Source organism: Pseudomonas sp. SDI, assembly GCF_003105155.1.
Taxonomy (GTDB): domain Bacteria; phylum Pseudomonadota; class Gammaproteobacteria; order Pseudomonadales; family Pseudomonadaceae; genus Aquipseudomonas.
Map to the genome: position 1 here is coordinate 39,028 of NZ_QETK01000002.1, position 22,877 is coordinate 61,904.

The 22,877-nt window shown below is 61.5% G+C and carries 16 protein-coding genes, 1 tRNA gene and 1 pseudogene; 12 read left to right on the forward strand and 6 right to left on the reverse strand.

Annotation, left to right across the window (positions count from 1 at the left end):
• The first annotated feature begins 10 nt into the window (after nucleotides 1–10).
• The 9 genes and pseudogenes from DCO48_RS01650 to DCO48_RS01690 all read left to right on the forward strand — a co-directional run bounded on the left by DCO48_RS01650 (nucleotide 11) and on the right by DCO48_RS01690 (nucleotide 12,386).
• Nucleotides 11–1,294, forward strand: a complete 1,284-nt coding sequence (locus DCO48_RS01650) for an aminotransferase class V-fold PLP-dependent enzyme (protein WP_116548891.1) — start codon at nucleotides 11–13, stop codon at nucleotides 1,292–1,294.
• A 13-nt stretch (nucleotides 1,295–1,307) separates the two neighbouring features.
• The gene (locus DCO48_RS01655) at nucleotides 1,308–2,174 is read left to right on the forward strand and encodes a formylglycine-generating enzyme family protein (protein WP_116548892.1); all 867 of its coding nucleotides are present in this window, start codon (nucleotides 1,308–1,310) and stop codon (nucleotides 2,172–2,174) included.
• A 114-nt stretch (nucleotides 2,175–2,288) separates the two neighbouring features.
• Nucleotides 2,289–3,623 carry a lysine N(6)-hydroxylase/L-ornithine N(5)-oxygenase family protein gene (locus DCO48_RS01660; protein WP_116548893.1) on the forward strand — a complete coding sequence of 445 codons (1,335 nt, stop codon included), beginning with the start codon at nucleotides 2,289–2,291 and terminating at the stop codon, nucleotides 3,621–3,623.
• Nucleotides 3,624–3,636: 13 nt separating this feature from the next.
• The gene (locus tag DCO48_RS01665) at nucleotides 3,637–5,286 is read left to right on the forward strand and encodes a cyclic peptide export ABC transporter (RefSeq protein ID WP_116548894.1); all 1,650 of its coding nucleotides are present in this window, start codon (nucleotides 3,637–3,639) and stop codon (nucleotides 5,284–5,286) included.
• Between the two features lie 113 nt (nucleotides 5,287–5,399).
• Complete coding sequence (locus tag DCO48_RS01670) at nucleotides 5,400–7,889, forward strand: TonB-dependent siderophore receptor (protein ID WP_116548895.1); 2,490 nt, start codon at nucleotides 5,400–5,402, stop codon at nucleotides 7,887–7,889.
• Nucleotides 7,890–8,117: 228 nt separating this feature from the next.
• Nucleotides 8,118–8,507, forward strand: a pseudogene (locus DCO48_RS01675) (heterodisulfide reductase-related iron-sulfur binding cluster); the annotation flags it as partial.
• 123 nt (nucleotides 8,508–8,630) lie between these two features.
• Nucleotides 8,631–10,574: an autotransporter outer membrane beta-barrel domain-containing protein gene (locus DCO48_RS01680; RefSeq protein WP_116548896.1), complete on the forward strand. Its 1,944-nt coding sequence runs from the start codon at nucleotides 8,631–8,633 to the stop codon at nucleotides 10,572–10,574.
• Between the two features lie 242 nt (nucleotides 10,575–10,816).
• Nucleotides 10,817–11,653 (forward strand): bifunctional allantoicase/(S)-ureidoglycine aminohydrolase, encoded by an 837-nt coding sequence (locus DCO48_RS01685; RefSeq protein ID WP_116548897.1) that lies wholly within the window; start codon nucleotides 10,817–10,819, stop codon nucleotides 11,651–11,653.
• 112 nt (nucleotides 11,654–11,765) lie between these two features.
• Entirely contained in the window at nucleotides 11,766–12,386 is a 621-nt protein-coding gene (locus DCO48_RS01690; RefSeq protein ID WP_116548898.1) for an START domain-containing protein, read from the forward strand.
• A 155-nt stretch (nucleotides 12,387–12,541) separates the two neighbouring features.
• Here the strand turns inward: DCO48_RS01690 and DCO48_RS01695 are convergent, their stop codons facing one another.
• Together DCO48_RS01695 and DCO48_RS01700 are read right to left on the reverse strand one after the other, a co-directional pair.
• Nucleotides 12,542–13,423 (reverse strand): LysR substrate-binding domain-containing protein, encoded by an 882-nt coding sequence (locus tag DCO48_RS01695; RefSeq protein ID WP_116548899.1) that lies wholly within the window; start codon nucleotides 13,421–13,423, stop codon nucleotides 12,542–12,544.
• Nucleotides 13,424–13,648: 225 nt separating this feature from the next.
• Nucleotides 13,649–14,119 (reverse strand): Lrp/AsnC family transcriptional regulator, encoded by a 471-nt coding sequence (locus DCO48_RS01700; protein ID WP_116548900.1) that lies wholly within the window; start codon nucleotides 14,117–14,119, stop codon nucleotides 13,649–13,651.
• A 248-nt stretch (nucleotides 14,120–14,367) separates the two neighbouring features.
• On the opposite strand from DCO48_RS01700, the gene DCO48_RS01705 reads away from it, so the two are divergent.
• The 3 genes from DCO48_RS01705 (at nucleotide 14,368) to DCO48_RS22530 (ending at nucleotide 18,634) form a co-directional block, all read left to right on the forward strand.
• Nucleotides 14,368–15,522 carry a cysteine desulfurase family protein gene (locus DCO48_RS01705; RefSeq protein ID WP_116548901.1) on the forward strand — a complete coding sequence of 385 codons (1,155 nt, stop codon included), beginning with the start codon at nucleotides 14,368–14,370 and terminating at the stop codon, nucleotides 15,520–15,522.
• 1,223 nt (nucleotides 15,523–16,745) lie between these two features.
• Nucleotides 16,746–17,366 carry an adenylyl-sulfate kinase gene (cysC, locus tag DCO48_RS01710; RefSeq protein ID WP_116548902.1) on the forward strand — a complete coding sequence of 207 codons (621 nt, stop codon included), beginning with the start codon at nucleotides 16,746–16,748 and terminating at the stop codon, nucleotides 17,364–17,366.
• Nucleotides 17,367–18,049: 683 nt separating this feature from the next.
• Nucleotides 18,050–18,634 carry a hypothetical protein gene (locus DCO48_RS22530; RefSeq protein WP_133247578.1) on the forward strand — a complete coding sequence of 195 codons (585 nt, stop codon included), beginning with the start codon at nucleotides 18,050–18,052 and terminating at the stop codon, nucleotides 18,632–18,634.
• Between the two features lie 1,033 nt (nucleotides 18,635–19,667).
• Here DCO48_RS22530 and DCO48_RS01725 read toward each other — a convergent pair.
• The 4 genes from DCO48_RS01725 to pheT all read right to left on the reverse strand — a co-directional run bounded on the left by DCO48_RS01725 (nucleotide 19,668) and on the right by pheT (nucleotide 22,870).
• Nucleotides 19,668–19,744 (reverse strand) — tRNA-Pro (locus tag DCO48_RS01725).
• Between the two features lie 107 nt (nucleotides 19,745–19,851).
• Nucleotides 19,852–20,208, reverse strand: coding sequence for a MerR family transcriptional regulator (locus DCO48_RS01730; RefSeq protein ID WP_009394050.1), 357 nt, complete (start codon nucleotides 20,206–20,208; stop codon nucleotides 19,852–19,854).
• Nucleotides 20,189–20,491, reverse strand: a complete 303-nt coding sequence (gene ihfA, locus DCO48_RS01735) for an integration host factor subunit alpha (protein ID WP_002553164.1) — start codon at nucleotides 20,489–20,491, stop codon at nucleotides 20,189–20,191. The genes DCO48_RS01730 and ihfA overlap by 20 nt, the downstream gene beginning before the upstream one ends.
• Nucleotides 20,492–20,494: 3 nt before the next feature.
• On the reverse strand, nucleotides 20,495–22,870 hold the full coding sequence (gene pheT, locus DCO48_RS01740) for a phenylalanine--tRNA ligase subunit beta (RefSeq protein WP_116548905.1): 2,376 nt from the start codon (nucleotides 22,868–22,870) through the stop codon (nucleotides 20,495–20,497).
• Between the last annotated feature and the right edge of the window lie 7 nt (nucleotides 22,871–22,877).

The window sequence follows — 22,877 nt, forward strand, 5'->3', positions numbered from 1 at the left end:
GAGCCTCGCCATGACTGATCGCCGTACCTTTTTGAAACAGGCTGGGGTGCTCGCCGCCAGCCTGCCGCTGGCCAGCCACTTGCTGCCCCAGGCCCACGCCGCAAGCCCGCTGGCGCTGACCGCTGCGGACAAATGGAAGAACCTGCGGACGCTGTTCCCCCTGGACCCGGATGTCGCGCATTTCGCCAACTTCCTGGTCACCGCCCACCCGCGCCCGGTGCAGGAGGCCATCGATCGCTACCGCGCCGAACTGGACCGCAACCCGGCCAGCCTGATGGACTGGGAAAGCCAGTACGAATGGAACCGCGAAGGCGAGGTGCGCGAATGGGCCGCGCGCTACCTTGAGGTGAAGCCCCGGCAAATCGCCCTCACCGGCAGCACCACCGAAGGCCTGGGGATGATCTACGGCGGGCTGCAGGTCGGCCCGCAGCAGGAAATCCTCACCAGCGAGCACGAGCACTATTCCACCCACCGCTGCCTGGCCTACCGCCAGCAGCGCCAGGGCACCCAGGTGCGCAAGCTGCGGCTGTTCCGCGAGCCGTGGGAAATCTCCACCGATCAAGTGCTCAGCACCCTCGACCGCAACATCCGCCCGAACACCCGCGTGCTCGGCATGACCTGGGTGCATTCGGGCAGCGGCGTCAAGCTGCCGGTCGGCGAGATCGGCGAGCTGGTGCGCCAGCACAACCGCAACCGCAGTGAGCAGGAGCGGATTCTCTATGTGGTCGACGGCGTACACGGCTTCGGCGTCGAGAACCGTAGCTTCGCCGACTTCAACTGCGACTACTTCATTGCCGGCACCCACAAGTGGATGTTCGGCCCACGCGGCACCGGGATCATCTGCGCCGCCTCGGAAAAAATGCAACACCTGACACCGACCTTCGCCACCTTCGCCCAGGAAGAAGACTTCGCCACCACCATGACCCCCGGCGGCTACCACGCCTTCGAACACCGCTGGGCGCTGGGCAAGGCCTTCGAGCTGCACCTGCAACTGGGCAAGGCCGACGTCGAGGCGCGCATCCACCAGCTCAACGATGCGCTCAAGCAGCGCCTGCTCGAACACCAGGCAATCCAGCTGGTGACCCCACGCGGTGCCGAGCATTCGGCCGGCTTCACCTTCTTCCGGATCAAGGACCGCGACCCCGACGCCATCGCTGCCTACCTCAACCAGAACCGGGTGATGGTCGACGCGGTGGCCCGCGATGTCGGCCCGGTTATCCGTTTTGCGCCGAGCCTGCTCAACAACGAGCAGGAAATCGACCGGGCCATGGCCCTGCTGATCAAGAAACTCTGAAAAGGCCCTACTCATGACGCGTACCCTGCATCACCTGACCTTGGCCGCGCTGCTGGCCGGCTGCAGTTTGCCGGCACTGGCCGCGAGCACCGCGGAGCAACCCGGCACGGTCTTGCGCGACTGCAAGGCCGCCTGCCCGGAGATGGTCGTGCTGCCCGCCGGCACTTTCATCATGGGCACCCCGGACGACGAGGTCGGCCGCCAGCCGGATGAGGGCCCACTGCACGCGGTCACCTTCGCCAAGCCGTTCGCCATCAGTCGCTACCAGGTCACGGCAGGCGAATGGGACGCCTACCTGCGCGAGTCGGGCACCCAGATCGCCAACGGCGATACCCGCCCCGGCCGCGAATGCACAGCCAGCAAACCACGCTACAAGCAAGGCCCGCGGCAGCCGGCGGTGTGCATGAGCTACCACGACGCGCAGGCCTACACCGAGTGGCTGTCGAAGAAGACCGGCCAGCACTACCGCATGCTCAGCGAAGCCGAGCGCGAGTACGCCGCCCGCGCCGGCAGCAGCGGGCCGTTCCCGTTCCCGCTCGACCCGAATGCCGAGTACCAGATCAGCCAGCATGCCAACGTCTACGGGCCCAAGGACGGCTTCAGCTTCACCTCGCCGGTGGGCAGTTTCCCGGCTAACGCCTTCGGCGTCTACGACATGCACGGCAACGTCTACGAATGGGTGGCCGACTGCTGGAACGAGAGCTACGAGGGCGCGCCAAGCGATGGCAGTGCGTGGATGAGCGGCAACTGCAAGACCGTGCAGATTCGCGGCAACGACTGGGGCGAAGCGCCGATTTTCTCACGCTCGGGCAACCGCAACACCAACCTGCCGGACAGCCGTGGCGACTGGATCGGCTTACGTGTAGCACGCGAACTGTGAGTCGACAAAAGCGGTAAATTCTCGCTCTGACGGCTCGTTCTATCGGTGTACTTGCGCAGGATCCGGGGCGCCTTTCACAGGCGCCCCCTTTCGACCATCCAAGGAACCGTAACCATGAGCCAGTCCCACTCCCCGGAAAAAATCCACGACCTGATCGGCGTCGGCTTCGGCCCTTCCAACCTGGCCCTGGCCATCGCCCTGGAAGAACTCGCCGAAACCAACGGTCACGCCATCGACGCGCTGTTCATCGACAAGCAGAGCGACTACCGCTGGCACGGCAACACCCTGGCAACGCAGAGCGAGTTGCAGATTTCCTTCCTCAAGGATCTGGTGTCGCTGCGCAACCCCACCAGCCCGTACAGCTTCGTCAACTACCTGCACCAGCACAATCGCCTGGTCGACTTCATCAACCTCGGCACCTTCTACCCGTGCCGCCTGGAATACAACGACTACCTGCGCTGGGCCGCCGACCACTTCGCCACCCAGGCGGTGTATGGCGAGGAAGTACTGCGGATCGAGCCTGATCTGCACAACGGCCGCATCGAGCACCTGCGCCTGATCTCCCGCGACAGCCAGGGCAACGAGCGCCTGCGCCGAGCCCGTTCGGTGGTGGTCGGCAGCGGTGGCACGCCGAAGATCCCGCCGCTGTTCACTCCGTTCAAGAGCGATGCGCGGGTGTTCCACCACTCGCAGTACCTGGCCAGCCTGGAGCAGTTGCCGTGCGCCAAGGGCGAGCCGATGCGCGTGGCCATCGTCGGCTCCGGGCAGAGCGCTGCCGAGGCATTCATCGACCTCAATGACAGTTACCCGTCGGTGAAGGTCGACATGATCCTGCGCGCCTCGGCCCTCAAGCCGGCCGATGACAGCCCGTTCGTCAACGAAGTGTTCGCCCCGGACTACACCGACCTGGTGTTCAACCAGCCACAGGCCGAGCGCGCCAAGCTGATCGAGGAATACCACAACACCAACTACTCGGTGGTCGACGTCGACCTGATCGAGCGGATCTACGGCATCCTCTACCGCCAGAAAGTCGCCCACCAGTTCCGCCACGCCGTGCTCTGCCGCCGGCAGATCGAAGCGGTGGTAGCGACCGCCGAAGGTATCGAACTGACCCTGCGCGACCTGGCCACCGACCAGCAGCAGACCCACCGCTACGACGCGGTGATTCTCGCCACGGGCTACGAGCGCCGCTCGCACCGCGAGCTGCTGGCACCGCTGCAACATCACTTGCAGGACTACCTGGTCGACCGTAACTACCGCGCCCTGGCCAGCCCCGAGCTGCACGCCGCGGTGTACCTGCAAGGCTTCTGCGAAGCGTCCCACGGCCTGAGCGACACCCTGCTGTCGGTACTGCCGGCCCGCGCTGCGGAAATCGGCCAGTCGCTGTATCAGAACCTGGCGCGCGCCAAAGCCGGCATTCGCGATGCCGTCGCCCTCACCAGTGCCTGAGCAGGAAAACCCCATGACCAAGCAACCTCGCGGGGCGCTAAGCGAGCTGTTCGCCCTGCTCAAACCCTTCTGGCCGATTGTCGTCGTGTCGGTACTGCTGGGGATGGTCGGCGGCCTCAGCGTGACGGCGCTGCTGGCCATCACCAACAATGCCCTGCATGCCGAAGGCGGCCTGAGCCAAGCGGTGGTGGGCGCTTTCGCCGGGCTGTGCCTGCTGGCGTTGCTCAGCTCGATCTGCTCGGACATCGGCACCAACTATGTCGGCCAGCACATCATCGCCAAGTTGCGCAAAGAGCTGGGCGAGAAGGTGCTGTCGGCGCCGATCGAGCAGATCGAACGCTACCGCAGCCACCGCTTGATCCCGGTGCTGACCCACGACGTCGACACCATCAGCGACTTCGCCTTCGCCTTCGCGCCCCTGGCGATTTCGCTGACGGTGACCCTCGGCTGCCTGGGTTACCTGGCGCTGCTGTCGTGGCCGATGTTCCTCATCATGCTGCTGGCGATTGCCCTCGGCACGGCGGTGCAATACCTGGCGCGGGCGCGCGGGATCAAGGGCTTCTTCGCTGCCCGCGATGCCGAGGACGAGTTGCAGAAGCACTACAACGCCATTGCCGAAGGCGCCAAGGAACTGCGCATTCACCGCCCACGGCGCCAACGCATGTTTGCCGGGCGGATCGAAAAGACTGCCGAACAGATCTGCGAAACGCAGATCCGCTCGATCAACATTTTCGTCATGGCCAAGACCTTCGGCTCGATGCTGTTCTTCGTCGTCATCGGCCTGGCGCTGACCCTGCAGTCGTTGTGGCCGAGCGCCGACAAGACGGTAATGAGCGGCTTCGTGCTGGTGCTGCTGTACATGAAGGGCCCGCTGGAGCACCTGGTCGGCACCCTGCCGATCGTCAGCCGCGCGCAGATTGCCTTCCGCCGTATCGCCGAGTTGTCCGAGCGTTTCTCCTCGCCCGAACCGCACCTGCTGCTCAGCGACAACGGCCGTGGTGCCGAACCGCTGCAACGCCTGGAATTACGCAACGTGGCCTACAGCTTCCCGGCGGTGGACGACAAGCCGCCGTTCCGCCTGGGCCCGGTCAACCTGCGCATCGAACAAGGCGACATCACCTTCATCGTCGGCGAGAACGGTTGTGGCAAGACCACCCTGATCAAGCTGCTGCTCGGGCTGTACCCGCCGCAGGAAGGCGAGATCCTGCTGAACGGTGAACCGATCACCGCGCACAACCGCGATGACTATCGCCAGTCGTTCACCACCATCTTCGCCGACTACTACCTGTTCGACGATGTGGTGCAAGGCGACCAGCAGATTCCCGAAGACGCCAACCAGTACCTGGAGCGTCTGGAGATCGCCCACAAGGTCAGCGTCAAGGACGGCAACTTCACCACCACCGACCTCTCCACCGGGCAGCGCAAGCGCCTGGCCCTGGTCAATGCGTGGCTGGAGAAGCGCCCGGTGCTGGTGTTCGACGAATGGGCCGCCGACCAGGACCCGACCTTCCGCCGGATCTTCTACACCGAGCTGCTGCCGGACCTGAAGCGCCTGGGCAAGACCATCATCGTCATCTCCCACGACGACCGCTACTTCGACCTCGCCGACCAGCTGGTACGCATGGACAGCGGCCGCGTCGTCAGCGATCGCGCGCTCGCCTGATCCATCCCCACACGCCCTGCACAAAATAGTTTTCCGGTTTCGTGCGGGGCGTGCGTCTTAACAATCAGAACAATTCTCAATTACAGCCGAACACACTTTAACGGGTAGTAGCAATGCTCAACGACGTACGAATTTCCGGGGTTCGCAACTGCGCCAAACCTAGGCAGCGCACCCTTCTCGCCCTGGGTATCGCGCTGGCGCTGGGTTGCGCCCAGGCGCAAGCCGAAGTGGTCAACCTGGACATCCCGGCCCAGTCGCTGTCCGGCGCCCTGCAGGCACTGGGGCAACAGTCCAACCTGCAGATCCTGTTCAGCCCGGACACCGTACGCAACTTCAAGACCCAGCCGATCAAGGGCGAAGTCGACAGCCTCGACGCACTGCGCCGCCTGGTCCAGGGCACCGGTATCACCTACCGGGTCGAAGGCAATACCGTCACCCTGAGCAACGCACTGAATTCCAGCGGCAACTCGATCAACCTGGACAGTACCGCGGTCACCGCCAGCCAGCTGGGTTCGCAAACCGAAGGCACCGGTTCCTACACCAGCGGTGCGGTATCGGTCGGCGGCAAGACCCCGCAAGCCCTGCGCGAAATCTCTCAGACCGTGGGCGTGGTGAGCAGCCAGCGCATCGAGGACCAAGGCCTGCACAGCGTCACCCAGGTGCTCAACCAGGCCACCGGTATCACCCTGGTGGGCGGTAACGACAACGACGTCGAAATCTATTCACGCGGCTTCAAGGTCACCAACGTCACCACCGACGGTGGCCCGCCGAACATGCGCGAAGAGTCTTATCAGTCGCTGCCGGACATGATCCAGTACGACCACATCGAAGTGCTGCGCGGCGCCGACGGCCTGAACGCCGGCACCGGCGAACCTGGCGGTACCGTCAACCTGGTGCGCAAACGCGCGCTGGCCCACCACCAGGTCAAGCTGGCCACCTCGGCCGGCAGCTGGAACAACTACCGCCAGGAGGTAGACGTCACCGGGCCGCTGGGATTTGACGGCAAGCTGCGTGGGCGCTTTGCCGCCGCCTACGAGAACCGCGACTACTTCTACGACGGCCCGAACAGCGACAAGCAGTCCTGGTTCGGCGTCCTCGAAGCCGACGTCACCCCGGACACCCTGGTAACCGTAGGTGGCAGCTACGAGAAACGCGACATCGACGGTTACTGGGACAACGGCCTGCAGCGCTACAGCACCGGCGCCGACCTGGGCCTGCCGCGCGACACGTCGCTGGCCGCCGACTGGTCGAGCGCCAACTCGGAGAAGGTCGAAGGCTTCGCCAAGATCGAGCACGCACTGAACGAAGACTGGAAAACCGACGCCAGCTACACCTACAGCAAATACGACACGCACCACGACCTCGGCCAGGTGGTCGGCGCGCTGAACCCCGACACTGGCGCCGGGACCAATTTCGCGCGCACCCTGCGCGAGTTCGAGAACGTGCAGAACCTGATCAGTGCCAACCTGCACGGCACCTTCGAAGCGTTCGGGCGCCAGCATGAACTGCTGATCGGCGCCGACCACGAGAACATTCACAAGTACTACGCCGACTACAGCCTCAACTCGCCGCGTACACCGGTGAACGTGTTCGGCGACGACGTCGGTGCGCTGCCCAAGCCGGTCAAGCCTGCGCTGTACTATGAGTATCCGGTCTGGGACACCAAGAAAACCGGTGGCTACGTGACCCTCAAGGCGCAACTGGCCGATCCGCTCAAGCTGATTGTCGGCGCCCGCTACAACGACTATGACGACGAGCAGGTCAGCGTGGTGCCGGCGTTCGGTTCGACCTTCGGCCTGGGTGGCAAGACCAGCGGCGTGGTCACCCCCTACGGCGGCCTGATTCTCGACCTGAACAACAACTGGTCGCTGTACACCAGCTACGCGGAAATCTACAAACCGCAAACCAACTACCTGAGCTTTGGCGAATCGCAACTCAAGCCGATCGAAGGCAAGACCTACGAGTTCGGGGTCAAGAGCGACTTCTACGATGGCCGCCTGAACTTCTCCAGCGCCGTCTATTACACCAAGCGCGAGAACGAGGCGGTGCTGATCGAGTCCGCCGACACCCCGACCAACAACTGCTGCTATGTCGCCGGCGGCGAGATCGTCAGCCGCGGCTGGGACACCGAGATCAGCGGCGAGCTGACCCCGGGCTGGCAGGTACAGGCCGGTTACACCTACAACATCAACGAGCAGCGCAAAGCGGCGGACCCGTCCAAGGACGGCCTGCCCCTGAGCAGCCAGACCCCCAAGCACCTGTTCAAGTTCTTCACCAGCTATCAGTTGCAGGGTGACCTGGATCGTTGGAAAGTCGGCCTGGGCGCCAACATCCAGAGCCGTAACTACGTGACCGGCAACGTGCAGACGCGCCTGGGCGACGGCTCGCTGAGCCCGGCGACTTCATCGTACTCGTACATCCAGTCCGGCTACGCGGTGTGGAACGGCCTGGTCGAATACAAGATCGACGAGCACTGGACCGCAGCCCTGAACGCCAACAACCTGTTCGACAAGCACTACTACCAGACCATCGGCAGCAGCGTGCGTGGCAACTGGTATGGCGAACCGCGCAACTACATGGTGACCCTGCGCGGCACCTTCTAAGCCTTCACGCGCAGCCTTGAAAAGCCCCTTCTCGAAGGGGCTTTTGTATCGCTCGACCAAAGCGTCATGGACACCAGGCCAGCACTGGCCAATAGTGCAAGCAGACCGTACCCCGAGAACAACAACACACGGGACGTGAGCCAGACGATGAACATCCTCCATGACGAGCGTGTCGACGGTGAGCTGCACGCTGTCGACCGCGCCGAATTCCTGCGCCTTGAGGGCAACAGCGCGCTGGCCCGCGACCTGGTCGAAGTGCTGCGGGCCGAGCCGCTGGAGGCGCTTGAGCTGTGCGTCGAGCAAACGGTGGCGTTCCATTGGTGCACCTTGCAGCATGCGCAGCAGCTCGGCGGCGCGGTGGAGGCGGTGCTCCAGCGGCTGGGGTTCAGCCTGACCGCGGTGCCCGAAGGGCATTTGTGCTGCGGCTCGGCGGGCACCTATTCGCTGACCCAGCCGGCGCTGTCGAAACAGCTGCGCGACAACCGACTCGATGCGCTGGAGAGTGGCCACCCGCAGGTGATTGCCACCGCCAACGTCGGCTGCCAGACGCACCTCGATGGCGCCGGGCGCACGCCGGTACGGCATTGGATCGAGCTGGTGGATAGCACGATGCTGTAGATGACGCCGTCCCGCGATGAGCCCCAAAAGCCGAACTCATCACAAACCGGCACACATCCTGCTTTCTCCGCGCCGGCGCATCGTACGATGCACGATCGGTAACAATACTTAAGGAAAAGTGCCGTGTTAAAACCGTTATCCGTTGCTGCCGCCCTGGGCGCTGCCATGTTGTCCGCTGGCGCCGGTGCCTATGAATATGGGGAATACGCCGAGGAAACCCTCGACCGCCTGATTACCGACTATCCCGGTCGTTACCGCGGCACCGCCAACTTTGCCGGCGCCGCCGACCTGATGCAGTCGAAACTGGGTTTCGGTTACACCACTCGCCGACAAGACTTCACCTGGGCCGGCACCCGCAGTTCGCAAAACGTCATCGCCTCCGCCCCGGGCCTGAACAGCACCTACGTGGTGCTCGGCGCCCACTTCGACACCTACTTCGGCCGCCCTACCCTGCAAGGCCTCGACGACAACGCCTCGGGCGCCGCAGTGCTCACGGAAATCGCCCGCAACCTGGGTGGCATTGCCCTGGAAAACGGTCTGGAAGTGGTCGGTTTCGGTGCCGAAGAGGAAGGCCTGCGCGGTTCGCGGGCATACGTCAACGCGCTCAGCGCCAGCCAGCGCGCCAACCTGCTGGGCATGATCAACCTCGACAGCCTGGTGACCGGTGACAAGATGTACGCCCACGCCGGCAGCAACAGCGTGGCCAACCCGGCACTCGGCGCCTACCGCGATCAATTGCTGCGCATCGCCGGCGAACTGAACATCCCGCTGTTCAGCAACCCCGGGCTCGACCCGGCGTACCCGGCCGGTACCGGCTGCTGCAGCGATGGCGAAAGTTTCAATGGATTGAACGTGCCTGTGCTGTTTATCGAAGCCACCAACTGGGAACTGGGCGACCTGGACGGGTATACCCAGACCGACAACCCGCTGATCCCCGGCGGCTCCACCTGGCATGACCCGGCCGAAGACAACGAGGCGGTGCTGAGCACTGCCCTCGGCCAGGAACGCATCGCCCAGCGCATGCGCGACTTCTCGCGGCTGCTGACGCGGCTGGTGCTGGAGCTGACCAACGCCGACCTGCTCGCCTCCACCGCCTCCGGTGGCGCCCTGGCCCGACAGCTGGAAGACCAGTTGCAGCGCCAGCACCAGGCGCTGACCCGCCTGCATGACCGGCGCTGGCTGACGCTGCTCGATTCGAGCCGCGCCGTGGGCACCTTCGAAGGCGATGTCGGGGTGGAAGGTGAAGTATCGCCGGACAGCGGCTTCGACGCGCCGGGCAGTCCCGAAGCCAAGCGTATTGGCCTATATGCCCTGGGCGATTACCGCCTGAACGAGGCCCTGACCATCGGTGCCAGCCTGAGCTTCCAGCGCAGCCGCGACAACCTGGACCACGGCGGGCGGGTCGAGGGCGATGCCTGGCAGGCCGGGCTGTTCGCCTTGCTCAACGACGGCGGCCCGGCCTGGCTTGGTGGCGAACTGAGCGCCGGGCACACCCGCTTCGATACCAAGCGCTCGGTGTACATCCAGGCCAATGGCGGGCCGGTGCTGCTCGATCAGCGACTGTCGGGGGACACCTCGGCGACGTTCTGGGGGGCGCGGGTCGATGGCGGCTACGACGTCAGCGTCGCGGGGCTGAAAACCGGACCGGTGGCCGGGCTGGATTACCTCCATTACAAGGTCGACAGCTTCCATGAGGACAACGACCTGCGCACCGCGTTGGGCTATGAGCAGCAGGACTACGACGGGCTGGAAGCGAGCCTCGGCTGGCGCGTGCATGGCACGCTGGCGCTCGGTTCGGGGATGGCACTGCGCCCGTATGCCAGCGTGCGCTGGGTGCGCGAGCTGGCCGAGGGGCGACTGGATGAGATCGACCTGAGCAGCCGTGGCGATGGCCGCGTGCGCGTAGCCGACCTGGGTGACGTGGACAAGGACTTCGGCCGGGCACAACTGGGGGCGCAGTTGATGGTGACCGAGGCACTGGGCGTGTTTGCCGAAGCCAACAGCCGCTTTGCGCACAAGGAAGGCAATCAGGCCGGGTATTCGCTTGGGGTGCAGTGGCAGTTCTAAAGAACACCAATGTGCTGGCGGGAACCGGCCTGGCCGGCTCCCGCACTCGGGATACCGACGACTTTCCTCACTGCGCGCGGCAGATAAGGATCGGCGGCGCACCTATTCGATAAATGAATACGCGATATTTCAACATTTAATTTGTGGATAGGCGGAGCTGTTGGCTATCGTGTCTGTGCATCCCCACGCGGCGCCGGCCGGCGCTGCCAGGCACGGGGACAAAACAACAAACGAGACTGTCCATGTCGAAATCCTCCTACTTCGCCCCCCACGGCGGGCACCCGGCTCAGACCGAGCTGCTGACAGACCGTGCGATGTTCACCGAAGCCTACGCGGTCATCCCGAAAGGCGTGATGCGCGATATCGTGACCAGCCATCTGCCCTTCTGGGACAAGATGCGCATGTGGGTCATCGCCCGCCCGCTGACTGGCTTCTCCGAGACCTTCTCGCAATACATCGTCGAGCTGGCGCCAGAAGGCGGCAGCGAGCGCCCTGAGCTGGACCAGAACGCCGAAGCGGTACTGTTCGTGGTCGAAGGCCAGGTCGATATCACCCTGGAAGGCAAGCCTTACACCCTGAAGGAAGGCGGTTACGCCTTCATTCCGCCGGCTGCCGAATGGAGCCTGCGCAACACCTCCAACGCCAACGTCACCTTCCACTGGATCCGCAAGCACTACCAGGAAGTTGAAGGTCTGGCGCACCCGGAAGCGTTCGTCACCAACGAACAGGACATCGCTCCGATCCCGATGCCGGGCACCGACGGTGCGTGGGTCACCACCCGCTTCGTCGACATGGCCGACATGCGTCACGACATGCACGTGAACATCGTCACCTTCCAGCCGGGCGGCGTGATTCCGTTCGCCGAAACCCACGTCATGGAGCACGGCCTGTACGTGCTGGAAGGTAAAGCCGTTTACCGCCTGAACCAGGACTGGGTCGAAGTGGAAGCCGGCGACTTCATGTGGCTGCGCGCGTTCTGCCCACAAGCCTGCTACTCGGGTGGCCCTGGTCCGTTCCGCTACCTGCTGTACAAGGATGTAAACCGTCACATGAACCTGGTGCTGAACCCTAAGCGCTAAGCTGTTCGGTTACATCGCCTGCATGAAAGAGCCCGGCCCGCGCCGGGCTTTTTCGTGGGGTGGGAAAACTTTGCCTATGCTTCGAAAACCCGGCGTGCCCAGGAGTGTGGCGATGAAGATCGGTGTGTTGCTGCCTGCCTTATGCCTGCTGGGTGCGAGCCTGCTGGCCCCGGTGCAGGCCGAGGGCTGGCGACTGGCGCATGACGAGGACGGGATCCGCGTGTACCTGGGTGATGTACCGGGCTCGAAGTACCAGCGCTTTCGCGGGGTGGCGACGATCAAGGCCAGCGTGCGCACGCTGATGGACCTGCAGGAGAACCTGCGGGTGGCGTGCAAGTGGTTGTATGGCTGCGCCGCGATGCGTTTGCTGACGGTCGAGGGCGACAGCACCTGGGTGTACCTGACCACCGAACTGCCGTGGCCGGCCAGCCCGCGAGACATGGTGATCCGGGTGCAGACCGAGACCAGCGACGATGGCACGCTGATCCGCCACTTGAGTGCGGTGCCCGGCCTGGTGCCAAATACGCCGGCGTTCATCCGGGTGCGGCAGCTGGCCGGGGAATGGCGAATGCGGCCTATCGGAGATCAGCAGACCGAGGTGACCTATCAGTTGGAGGCAGATCCGGCGGGAGATATACCGTCGTGGCTGGCGAACCAGTTCGTGATCGATGCGCCGGTGGTGTCGCTGCGCACGTTACGGGCAGTGGCGGAGCGGCAAGGTGTGCATGACTGATAGCCCGCCCGGGTGAAGCTGGCCCCGTGGGAGCTGGCCTTGCCAGCGATGGCGGCCACACTGGCCCTATCGCTGGCAAGGCTCGCGAAGCGCATCGGCCTGAACACGCGGCGACTCCAGGCGTTCCTTGAGCTTTTCGACCAGCGTACCGGGACTTAGGCCTTATCCGCCTCCAGCAACTTCGCCAACACCCCAGCCAGTTCCTTGACCATCGGGTCGGCCGTGGGCCGGTGCACGATGACGATTTCGTAGCTGTCGATCGACGGCAAGCCATTGCGCTCGTCCAGCCGCACATGATCGCGGGTAGCGGCACGGGGTGGCAGCAGGCTGATGCCCATGCCATCGGCAACCGCCGCCTGGATACCGCTCAGGCTGGAACTGGTGAAGCTGATGCGCCACCGCCGGCCCATGGCCTCCAGGGCGTTGATCATGTCGTCGCGGTACAACCCGCGTGGCGGGAACGTGACCAGCGGGATCGGGTCCTGTTCGACCGCGGGCAGCTTGGCGCTGTCGATCCAATGCAGCTCTTCCGGCCAGCAGGCGACGCCCTCGCGGCTGTTGCGCCGCTGCTTGAGCAACACCAGGTCGAGCTCACCGTTGTCGTAACTCTGGCTGAGGTCGCGACACAGGCCACTGGTGACTTCCAGTTTGACCTGCTGGTATTGGCGGTTGAACGCCGACAGCGCATTGGTGGTGCGCCCGCCCACGAAGTCCTCCGGCACCCCGAGGCGCACGGTGACGCCAACCGTGGCGCCGGCCAGCGCTTCGAGCATCTGATCGTTCAGGTGCAGCATGTGCCGGGCGTAACCCAGCAGGGTTTGCCCGGCGTCGGTGGGCAGCACTTCGCGGTTGCCACGCTCGAGCAGGCGGTGGCCGACCATGTCTTCCAGACGGCGCACCTTCTGGCTCACGGTCGACTGGGTGGAGTGCAGGCGCGCGGCGGCGGTGGTGAAGCTGCCGCAATCGGCCACCACGACAATCGCGCGTAGCAGGTCGAGGTCGAAGAGGGATCTATTCGGTTTTACACTGAGGGTCATGGAAGTATTTGACTTGCAAATGAATATGCGTTTTCTACCATGGGTGTTTCCAGGCGACAACTGCGGCGTGTAAATGAACAGTCGCCATTTGGTTTGGCACTGACATCCATGCCGTTAATTCACTTCTAACTGAGCGGCGCGATTCCTAAGATGACAGCTCCTGAACCGAAACGTGCTCCGGCTTTGCTGGCGCTTCGCGCCAGATCGCGGGACAAGCCCACCGCCTCAATCCCCAAACGACGCATACTGCAACGGCAACCCCGTGGTGAATTTGATCTGTTCCATGGCAAAACTCGAACTCACATCGGTAATCCCCGGAATCCGGATCAACTGCTTGTACACCGCGTCATACCCGGCAATATCCGCCACCACAATCCGCAGCAGATAGTCCGTGTCCCCTGCCATCCGATAGCACTCCACCACCTCCGGCAACGCCCCCACCGCGTCATGAAACTGCTGCAACCACGCCGCGTTGTGCTGGTTGGTTCGAATCGCCGCAAACACGCTCACCGCCACATTCAGCCGCTGCGGGTTCAGCAGCGCTACCCGCCGGTCGATCACCCCCGCCTCTTCCAGCTTCTGAATCCGCCGCCAGCAGGCCGTGCTGCCCAGGCCAATGCGCTCGGCGATCTCAGCCACCGATCGGGTACAGTCGCTTTGCAGAATCCCGAGAATCGCTCGATCAAACTTGTCCATCCACCCTCCGCTGCACCACGCGCACATCCGCCGATTTGCACCCTCTGGGCATAAGGTTATGCGTTCAAAAGCGTTGACCGGATTTTATTCCTAATCAAGAGTGGCAGCAGCGAATTATTTTTCACCCCAGCTGATTATTCACGAACAGAAATCAAAAAAATTTCGTGCTGGCGTTAGTACTCTTTTCTCCAGCCAAACCGCCTTTGCGTGGCCGGTTTCTAACTACTCGAATACGAAGCGAACGCCCTATGTCCACCTCACCGCTGTACCTCGATTACGCCGCCACAACGCCCGTCGACGAACGGGTGATCGAAGTCATGGTTGCCTGCTTGGGCCGTGAAGGCAACTTCGGCAACCCGGCCTCCAATGGCCACAGCTACGGCAAAATCGCCCGCGACAGCGTCGACCAGGCCCGCCGCCAGGTGGCACAGACCGTCGGCGCACACGCCGATGAGATCATCTGGACCTCGGGCGCCACCGAGTCCAACAACCTGGCCCTCAAAGGCATCGCCCAGGGCAGCAGCGAGCAGCGCCGGCACATCATCACCAGTGTGCTGGAACACAAAGCCGTGCTCGACACCGTGCGCGAACTGGAGCTGCAGGGTTACCCGGTCACCCGCCTGACCCCGGACGCCGACGGCCTGATCCAGCCTGAAGCGGTCAATGCCGCATTGCGCGACGACACCCTGCTGGTGTCGCTGATGCAGGTGAACAACGAACTCGGCACCCTCACCGACGTCGCCGCCATTGGCGAGATCGTGCGCGCCCATGGCGCCCTGCTGCATGTGGATGCGGCGCAGGCCGTGGGCAAGGTGCAGATCGACCTGGCGACCCTGCCGGTCGACCTGATGTCGTTCTCTGCGCACAAGGTGTACGGCCCCAAAGGTATCGGCGCCCTCTATGTCGGCCCACGGGCGCGTGCGCTGCTGAAGGCACAGATGCACGGCGGCGGGCATGAAGGCGGTTTGCGCTCGGGTACCCTGGCCACGCACCAGATCGTCGGCATGGGCACCGCCTTTGCGCTGGCGGCAGCGCAAATCGAAGCGGAGAGCCGCCGGATCGAACAGTTGAGCCGGCGCCTGCGAGAAGGCTTATTGAGCCTGCCGGGCGTAGCGCTCAATGGTTGCGCGCAGCAACGCATTCCGCACACCTTGAACTTATGCATCACCAAGGCTGGTTTTAATAGCAATCAGTTGGCCGGCAGCCTCGCGCTGTCGTCGACCTCGGCCTGCAACTCCGCCAGCCAGGCGCCTTCGCATGTGCTGCTGGCGCTGGGTCTGGATGCCGGGCAGGCGTTGAGCAGCGTGCGGGTGAGCGTAGGCCGTTACACCAGCGAAGCCGATGTAGAACGCGCCATTGCCGTATTCAACCAGGCCCTGAGCGCACCGCCAGCGCTTTGGTAACGGTGCCGCCCGTTGAGGGTTCGTGTTTCCACACCCTCAGTCAGGGCTTTGGCCATGCAGCCGAGGAAGTACGCGCCCACACCAGTGAAACGCTGCAATAGACCATTGAATGCGCTCCTTCGGTACCACGCTCGCCACGGCAGAATCTTTCCCTGATGTGACGGTAAGCCGTATCTAGGCTCTGTACGAAAAGCCTTGGGCCACATCATGTTAGTTGTGTGGCCGATGGTGGGCTTGGCCTACCTGGATAGGTGGCCGCAATCCGTCCTGACTGCCACAGAGCGACCCACTCAGGCGTTAAATGCACAGGGTTTGATAGTTGGCACGTCTGCCAACACATTGAGAGCAATATTGTCGACTTACTGTAATGAAAAGGCACTCGGCTTTTTACACACGTCGTGCCCCGCAGTTGCTGACGGTCGGTTAGCTCGACCTTCGATCGTTTGATAAGATCACGGCGAGGAAACCCCAGACATACCCAGCGCTGCGGATCGGCACCACGACCTGTAACGCGACCCGAAATTCAAGCGTATCAGGACCTCGTGGCTGCGGCGCTGAAGCACAAACTACCCAATGCTAAAGTATTGATTGTAACCAGAAGCCCCTTGTCATTTGCGGGCAGCTATTACAACCAAGCGGTAAACGAAGGTGCCTCCGAAACCCCCTACGTTTTCGGAGCGCGGTGGCATGCCCTGCTGCTCGCGCTACTGAACTACACGAGGCTGTACGTTGAGGCCACGCTCCCCGGAGAGCATTCAGCACAACCGCTCACTGAGCAGGCATGAACTTCAGGCCATGCGAATACTTAATCGAGTTGTAAAAATAATTTCCGCCGATCAACAAGGAAAGCCAGAACAGTTTCTATTACCTCATTTAAACTCGATAAAACGAAGTTCTCTCTCGTACTACATTGAGAATGATCCGAGCTCCATGCGACGAAGCCAGAGGACACTTAAGGCGGTAGGAGTTAGAGTGGATAAGTGCCAGGCCTCAGCAGTGCTTCTTGAAAAGTGGCGTGCGGAAATCACTGTTGGTTTGAGCAGCCTGGAACAGCATTCCTTCCCGAGTCAATACCTATCCAGTTACTTGGCAGACGTTGGGAGTTGATCGTCGTATGCGCTGGCCATACTGGTAAAGCACAGGATCACTGTTCACAATGGCGCGTGGCCGAGTAGAATGCTCGGCGCGTTCCACTTCATGCGCTGGGAGACGCTAGACTACTTATGAAGTCGCCAGTCAACATCCATAATTTGACTTCGGTCAGCCATCAGGTGGCCCAGGATGAGCGCGCTCATTTCATGGGTCATCACGGCGCTGTGATCTGGTTAACGGGGCTCTCGGCGTCCGGCAAATCAAGCTTGGCGATGGCCCTTGAAGCGCATCTACTTAGGTCTGGCTACGCATGCTATACACTTGACGGCGACAATGTTCGCAAAGGGCTTAACGCTAACCTCGGCTTTTCAGAAGACGACAGAACAGAGAACATCCGCCGTGTCAGTGAGGTGGCAGCGCTTTTTGCAGATGCGGGCATGATTTGCATCACCGCGTTTATCTCGCCCTATCGAGAGGGACGTGCTCGTGCTCGTGCTGTGGCCTGCAACACCTCTTTTCATGAGATCTACATAGCGGCAGACTTGGCGACCTGCGAGAAGCGCGACCCAAAGGGCCTGTATCGCAAGGCCAGAGCCAGAGAACTTCGCGATTTCACTGGGATAGACGCGCCATACGAACCACCCCTGGCCCCTGACCTCGTCATTGACACGGCTAATCAGACGTTCGAGCAAAGCCTCAACAGATTGGTTAGATACGTTGCTGAACACATCCTACTAAGAACTGACCGGTGATAGACAAAGGCGCTCAACTTCTTGCCGAGGGAGAACGCCTTCGGCTTCGCTGTACCGGCGCTGTGTATCCCGTGCCTGCGGCCATCAGGGCTCACCCGCCTTATCACGGCCATTCGCTCAAACAACGATCTCGGGCTGTTCGCCCCCCACTGGCGTGTATCTTTCCTCCGACAGCATGTCGCTAAACTGGCACCTCACCTTACCCGTGCCCCAAAGCATGCGGAGCCTCACTCTAGCAGGGGATGTGGGCGAGAATGGGGACATTCTGGAAAATAGGAGACCTTCAATCAGATACCCTTCTTGGGGTAATGAGTATTTATGGCGTCTCCATGTTTTTCATACTTTCCGGTTTGAGCATGGCCGTGGTCTACCACAAGACACTTGAAGCCAGACACCAGTGGTCCACATTTTTCATACGCTGGGCATTCAGAATCTTGCCACTGCTCTGGCTCGCGATTGCAGTGGTAACATTCATATCCTTTCATTAGGCATGAAGATGTATATGCTTATCGAATATTTCTAAACGTCACCGGACTATTTGGATTCATCGACCCTGCCGCCTACATAAATACGGGAGCCTGGTCAATCGGCAACGAGCTGGTTTACTACGCCCTCACCCGCTGTTCATCACGCTCTATAGCAGCAGCCTGCTCGCAGGGAACCAGGTATTTTTGCTATGTTGCATGCTGACAACCTGGTTCGCTTTTTCTGCTATCAATGCCGAACACTCCTTGGCTAACCAGTGGACGACCTACATCAACCTCCTCAACAACCTATCCCTTTATGTAGCCGGCCTGGCCATTTATTACAATACAAGATCAGTCAATACCAGCGTAGCATTACCGATGCATATGTATATTTGTCGGTATGGGATATTTATATTCTACCCAGCCTCCGGAGATGCCTCAACCATCGTCACCGGTAGCACCCGACTAGTCTTCTGCATTGCAGGGGTGCTCACCGTATACGGTTTTTATCGCAACTCAATTCACTTGCCACCGTTCATTTCAAACCAGCTGACTCGTTTGGGGCTGGCGACCTTGGCACTGAGAAAATCCGGATACGCTATGAATCCAGTGTTTACCCTTATCTTGGTTTCCCTGATCTCCATAGTGGTCGCACTCGCGACATACCGGATACTGGAAGAGCCTATGATCAGACTTGGCAAAAAACTCACCAGCAAGCAAGAGCCTACCTGCATAGCAAGCGCACCCTCTGACCGCACCACTCTCCAGCGTCGCCAAGGAACGCTGAAGAGAAAATGTTAGCTTGTTGGACATACCCCGAGGTGCTCTGGTAATGACAGAAAAATCCCGGACACTGCGCCGAGTTGGCCCTCACCCGTAGCGGGCACTCGCCCGCCACTGAGTTAATGCAGCTGTGGTGGCGAGCCCGCAGTAGGTACTGACGATTTCTCCGCATCCACGGATGACGCTACTTGGGAGTTAGCCTCAGTGGAAGGTATTGAGCTGACCAGAAACTACCAGAAGGGACATGAAGATGTGGTGTGGTCCGAGGCAGAAGCTTGTGAGTTAGCAGCGGATTTGGCACCAACCGGTCGGCGGTAAGATATGTTGTCTCAGACGGCTGGAGCCTTGTCTGGCGGGGCTTTCGGGCGGGGAGGTCAAGCTATTTGGTGCCAAGTAGGTGCAAAATGGATTGTCACCAAACCGGCGGGAAGTTGGTGAAATTCGCGGGAAGTTTGGCACTGCGGTTTGGGCCCAAAAAATCAGATTTTCGAGCCTTCAGGCGGGCTTGATAGCACCATTCTGTTGATCACAAACAAGCTCTGGGCCTTGTGATCAAAGGGTCTAAAGATTCCGCTGGGCCCCCTCAGCAACTGACTCGAACCAAGGACCGCCCTCCCCGCTTTCCCCTGGCCAGTTCCGATTCCCAAGCTGACAATCGGAAATCTGGTCAAAAGCCGCTTCCGATTGTCTTCAAAGGCACGGCCGGCGTGGCTTTGAGCAGGTTTTTCTGATCAGGATTAAGTGCGGGGAATCGGAACTGAGCGACCAGGGCTCAGAGTCACGGTGCGGATAAGGAAAAACGCCATGACCGCCGGGAAATAGGGCTTCAGGCGGGCTACCAGGCACGTGTAAAGGCCAGCTCAGGAAGGGAATTTAAGACAGGCTTGGTGCCAAAGAAAACGCGAGAAAGGGCCAAATCCGGCGTGAACTCACAAAGCTGACCTCGACATCGGCGAAATCGCCGGGTAGTTAAATCGGATGATGTCCCGAAAAAGTCCCCACGCATGAAAAAGCCCAACCTGTGAAGATTGGGCTAAGTCATTGAATTATATGGTCGGGACGGAGTGATTCGAACACTCGACCCCTTGCACCCCATGCAAGTGCGCTACCGGGCTGCGCTACGCCCCGACTGGGCTTGAAGCAAGCTCTCAATGTTGCCGAGAACGTTGAAGAATTTACCCTAAGCTTTTGAATTTTGAAAGGATTATTTTCAGGGGGGAATCCTTTCAGCCGGGTTACTTCTTCAGCACTACCAACACGTCTTCCAACTCGACAATCATCTGCCGAATCAGTTGCTTGTACTGGGTAGTGTCATCCTTGGCCTCATCACTCGACAGGCGCAAACGCGCACCGCCGATGGTGAAGCCCTGGTCGTAAAGCAACGCGCGGATCTGCCGGATCATCAACACATCCTGGCGCTGATAATACCGGCGGTTTCCGCGGCGCTTGACCGGGTTGAGTTGAGGAAACTCCTGCTCCCAGTAGCGCAGCACGTGCGGTTTTACCGCACAAAGCTCACTCACTTCACCAATGGTGAAGTAACGCTTGCCGGGGATCGGCGGAAGCTCGTCGTTATGACTTGGTTCCAGCATAAGCCTCAACTCGGGCCTTCAACTTCTGCCCTGGACGAAAGGTGACGACTCGACGCGCCGTGATCGGGATCTCTTCACCCGTTTTCGGGTTGCGACCCGGACGCTGACGTTTGTCCCGCAGGTCGAAATTGCCGAAACCGGACAATTTGACCTGCTCGTTGTCTTCAAGAGCGTGCCTGATCTCCTCGAAAAACAGCTCGACCAATTCCTTGGCCTCACGCTTGTTCAGGCCCAGCTCTTCGTACAGCCGTTCTGCCATCTCAGCTTTCGTCAGAGCACCCATACGCTATTTCCTTAACGTGGTGTTCAACCTTTGTTCGAGCGAGGTAAGGATATTTTCCACTGCAGTGCTCACCTCTTCGTCAGTAAGAGTGCGCGATGGATGCTGCCAGGTCAAGCCGACCGCTAGGCTTTTTCTATCAGGATCAATACCTTTACCCTGATAAACATCAAACAGCCTGAGGTCAGTCAGCCACTCACCTGCATTTTCACGGATTACGTCAAGCAGCGAGCTCGAAGCTACATCACGTCCCGCCATCAACGCCAGGTCACGACGCACTTCCGGGAATTTCGACAGCTCGTGGAATTTCGGCAAGCGCCCTTCCACCACATCGCCCAGCACCAGCTCGAAGACGTACACAGTACGGTCCAGACCCAGGGTTTTCACCAGCTCAGGGTGCAGTGCACCGATGTAGCCGACTTCGCGACCATCACGCTCGATGCGTGCAGTCTGCCCAGGGTGCAGCGCCGGATGCTTGCCGGCAACGAAGGTGAAGTCGTCCAGCGAACCGGAGAAGCCCAGCACTGCTTCTACATCGGCCTTCACGTCGAAGAAATCGATGCTGTCACGGGCGTTGGCCCAACCTTCCGGCAGACGGCTACCGCACACCACACCGGCCAGCATCGGCTGCTGCTTCAGGTCGCCCAACTGGCCGACGAAGCGCAGACCGCTTTCGAACAGACGCACGCGATCCTGCTGACGGTTGAGGTTGTGCTGCAGCGCCTTGACCAGGCCCGGCCACAGCGAGGCACGCATGGCGGCCATGTCGCTGGAGATCGGATTGGCCAGCAGCAGCGGCTCGACACCTGGAGTGAACAGCTCGAACAGTTTCGGCTCGATGAAGCTGTAGGTGATCGCTTCCTGGAAGCCACGGGCGACCAGCAGACGACGCAGCGCCGGCAGCTCGCCACGAGCTTCGGCCTTGGCTTGCGGCGCCAGGCGTGCTTGCGGGTAACGTACCGGCAAACGGTTGTAACCGTACAGGCGCGCCAGCTCTTCGATCAGGTCGACTTCCAGGCTGATGTCGAAGCGGTGGCTTGGTACCGCTACCTGCCATTGGCCTTCACCAGCAGTGGTGGTCAGGCCCAGGGCGTTAAGCAGTTGCTCGACTTCGGCACTGGCCATTTCCATGCCCAGCATCTGGGTAATGCGCTCGGCACGCAGGGTGACCGGGGCCACGTTCGGCAGGTGCGCTTCACTCACAGCCTCGACAATCGGGCCGGCTTCGCCGCCAACGATTTCCAGCAGCAGGCCAGTGGCGCGCTCCATGGCTTCGCGGGCCAGCTGCGAGTCGACACCACGCTCGTAACGGTGCGAGGCATCGGTGTGCAGGCCATAGGAACGGGCCTTGCCAGCCACCGAAATAGGCTCGAAGAAGGCACTTTCGAGGAAGATGTCACGAGTGCCAGCAGCCACACCGCTGTGCTCGCCACCCATCACGCCGGCAATCGCCAGGGCGCGGCTGTGGTCGGCGATGACCAGGGTGTCCGGGCGCAGGGTCACTTCCTGACCGTCCAACAGCACCAGCTTCTCGCCATCTTCTGCCATGCGCACACGAATCCCGCCGTTGATCTCGGCGAGATCGAAGGCGTGCATTGGCTGGCCCAGCTCGAGCATCACGTAGTTGGTGATGTCGACCGCAGCGTCGATGCTGCGCACGTCGGCACGACGCAGGCGTTCGACCATCCACAGCGGGGTTGGCTTGCTCAGGTCGACGTTGCGGATAACCCGACCCAGGTAACGCGGGCACGCGGCCGGCGCCAGCACTTCAACCGGGCGCACTTCGTCGTGCGCGGCGGCTACAGCCGGAACCACTGGACGGGTAACCGGAACGGCGTACAGGGCACCCACTTCACGGGCCAGGCCGGCCAGGGACAGGCAGTCGCCGCGGTTCGGGGTCAGGTCGACCTCGATACTGGCGTCGTCCAGGTCCAGGTACACACGGATGTCTTCGCCAACCGGTGCATCGGCAGCCAGCTCAAGCAGGCCGTCGTTTTCTTCGCTGATCTGCAGCTCGGCCGCCGAGCACAGCATGCCGTTGGACTCAACACCACGCAGCTTGGCCTTCTTGATCTTGAAGTCGCCCGGCAGTTCGGCACCGATCATGGCAAACGGGATCTTCAGGCCAGGGCGCACATTTGGCGCGCCGCACACTACCTGGAAGGTCTCGCTACCGTTGCTTACCTGGCAAACGCGCAGTTTGTCGGCGTCCGGGTGTTGCTCGGTGCTCAGCACCTCGCCAACGATGATGCCGCTGAACTGACCGGCGGCTGGGGTTACGCTGTCAACCTCAAGACCTGCCATCGACAGACGGGCCACCAGCTCGTCACGGGATACCTGCGGGTTGACCCAACCGCGCAGCCACTTTTCACTGAATTTCATCCTGCTC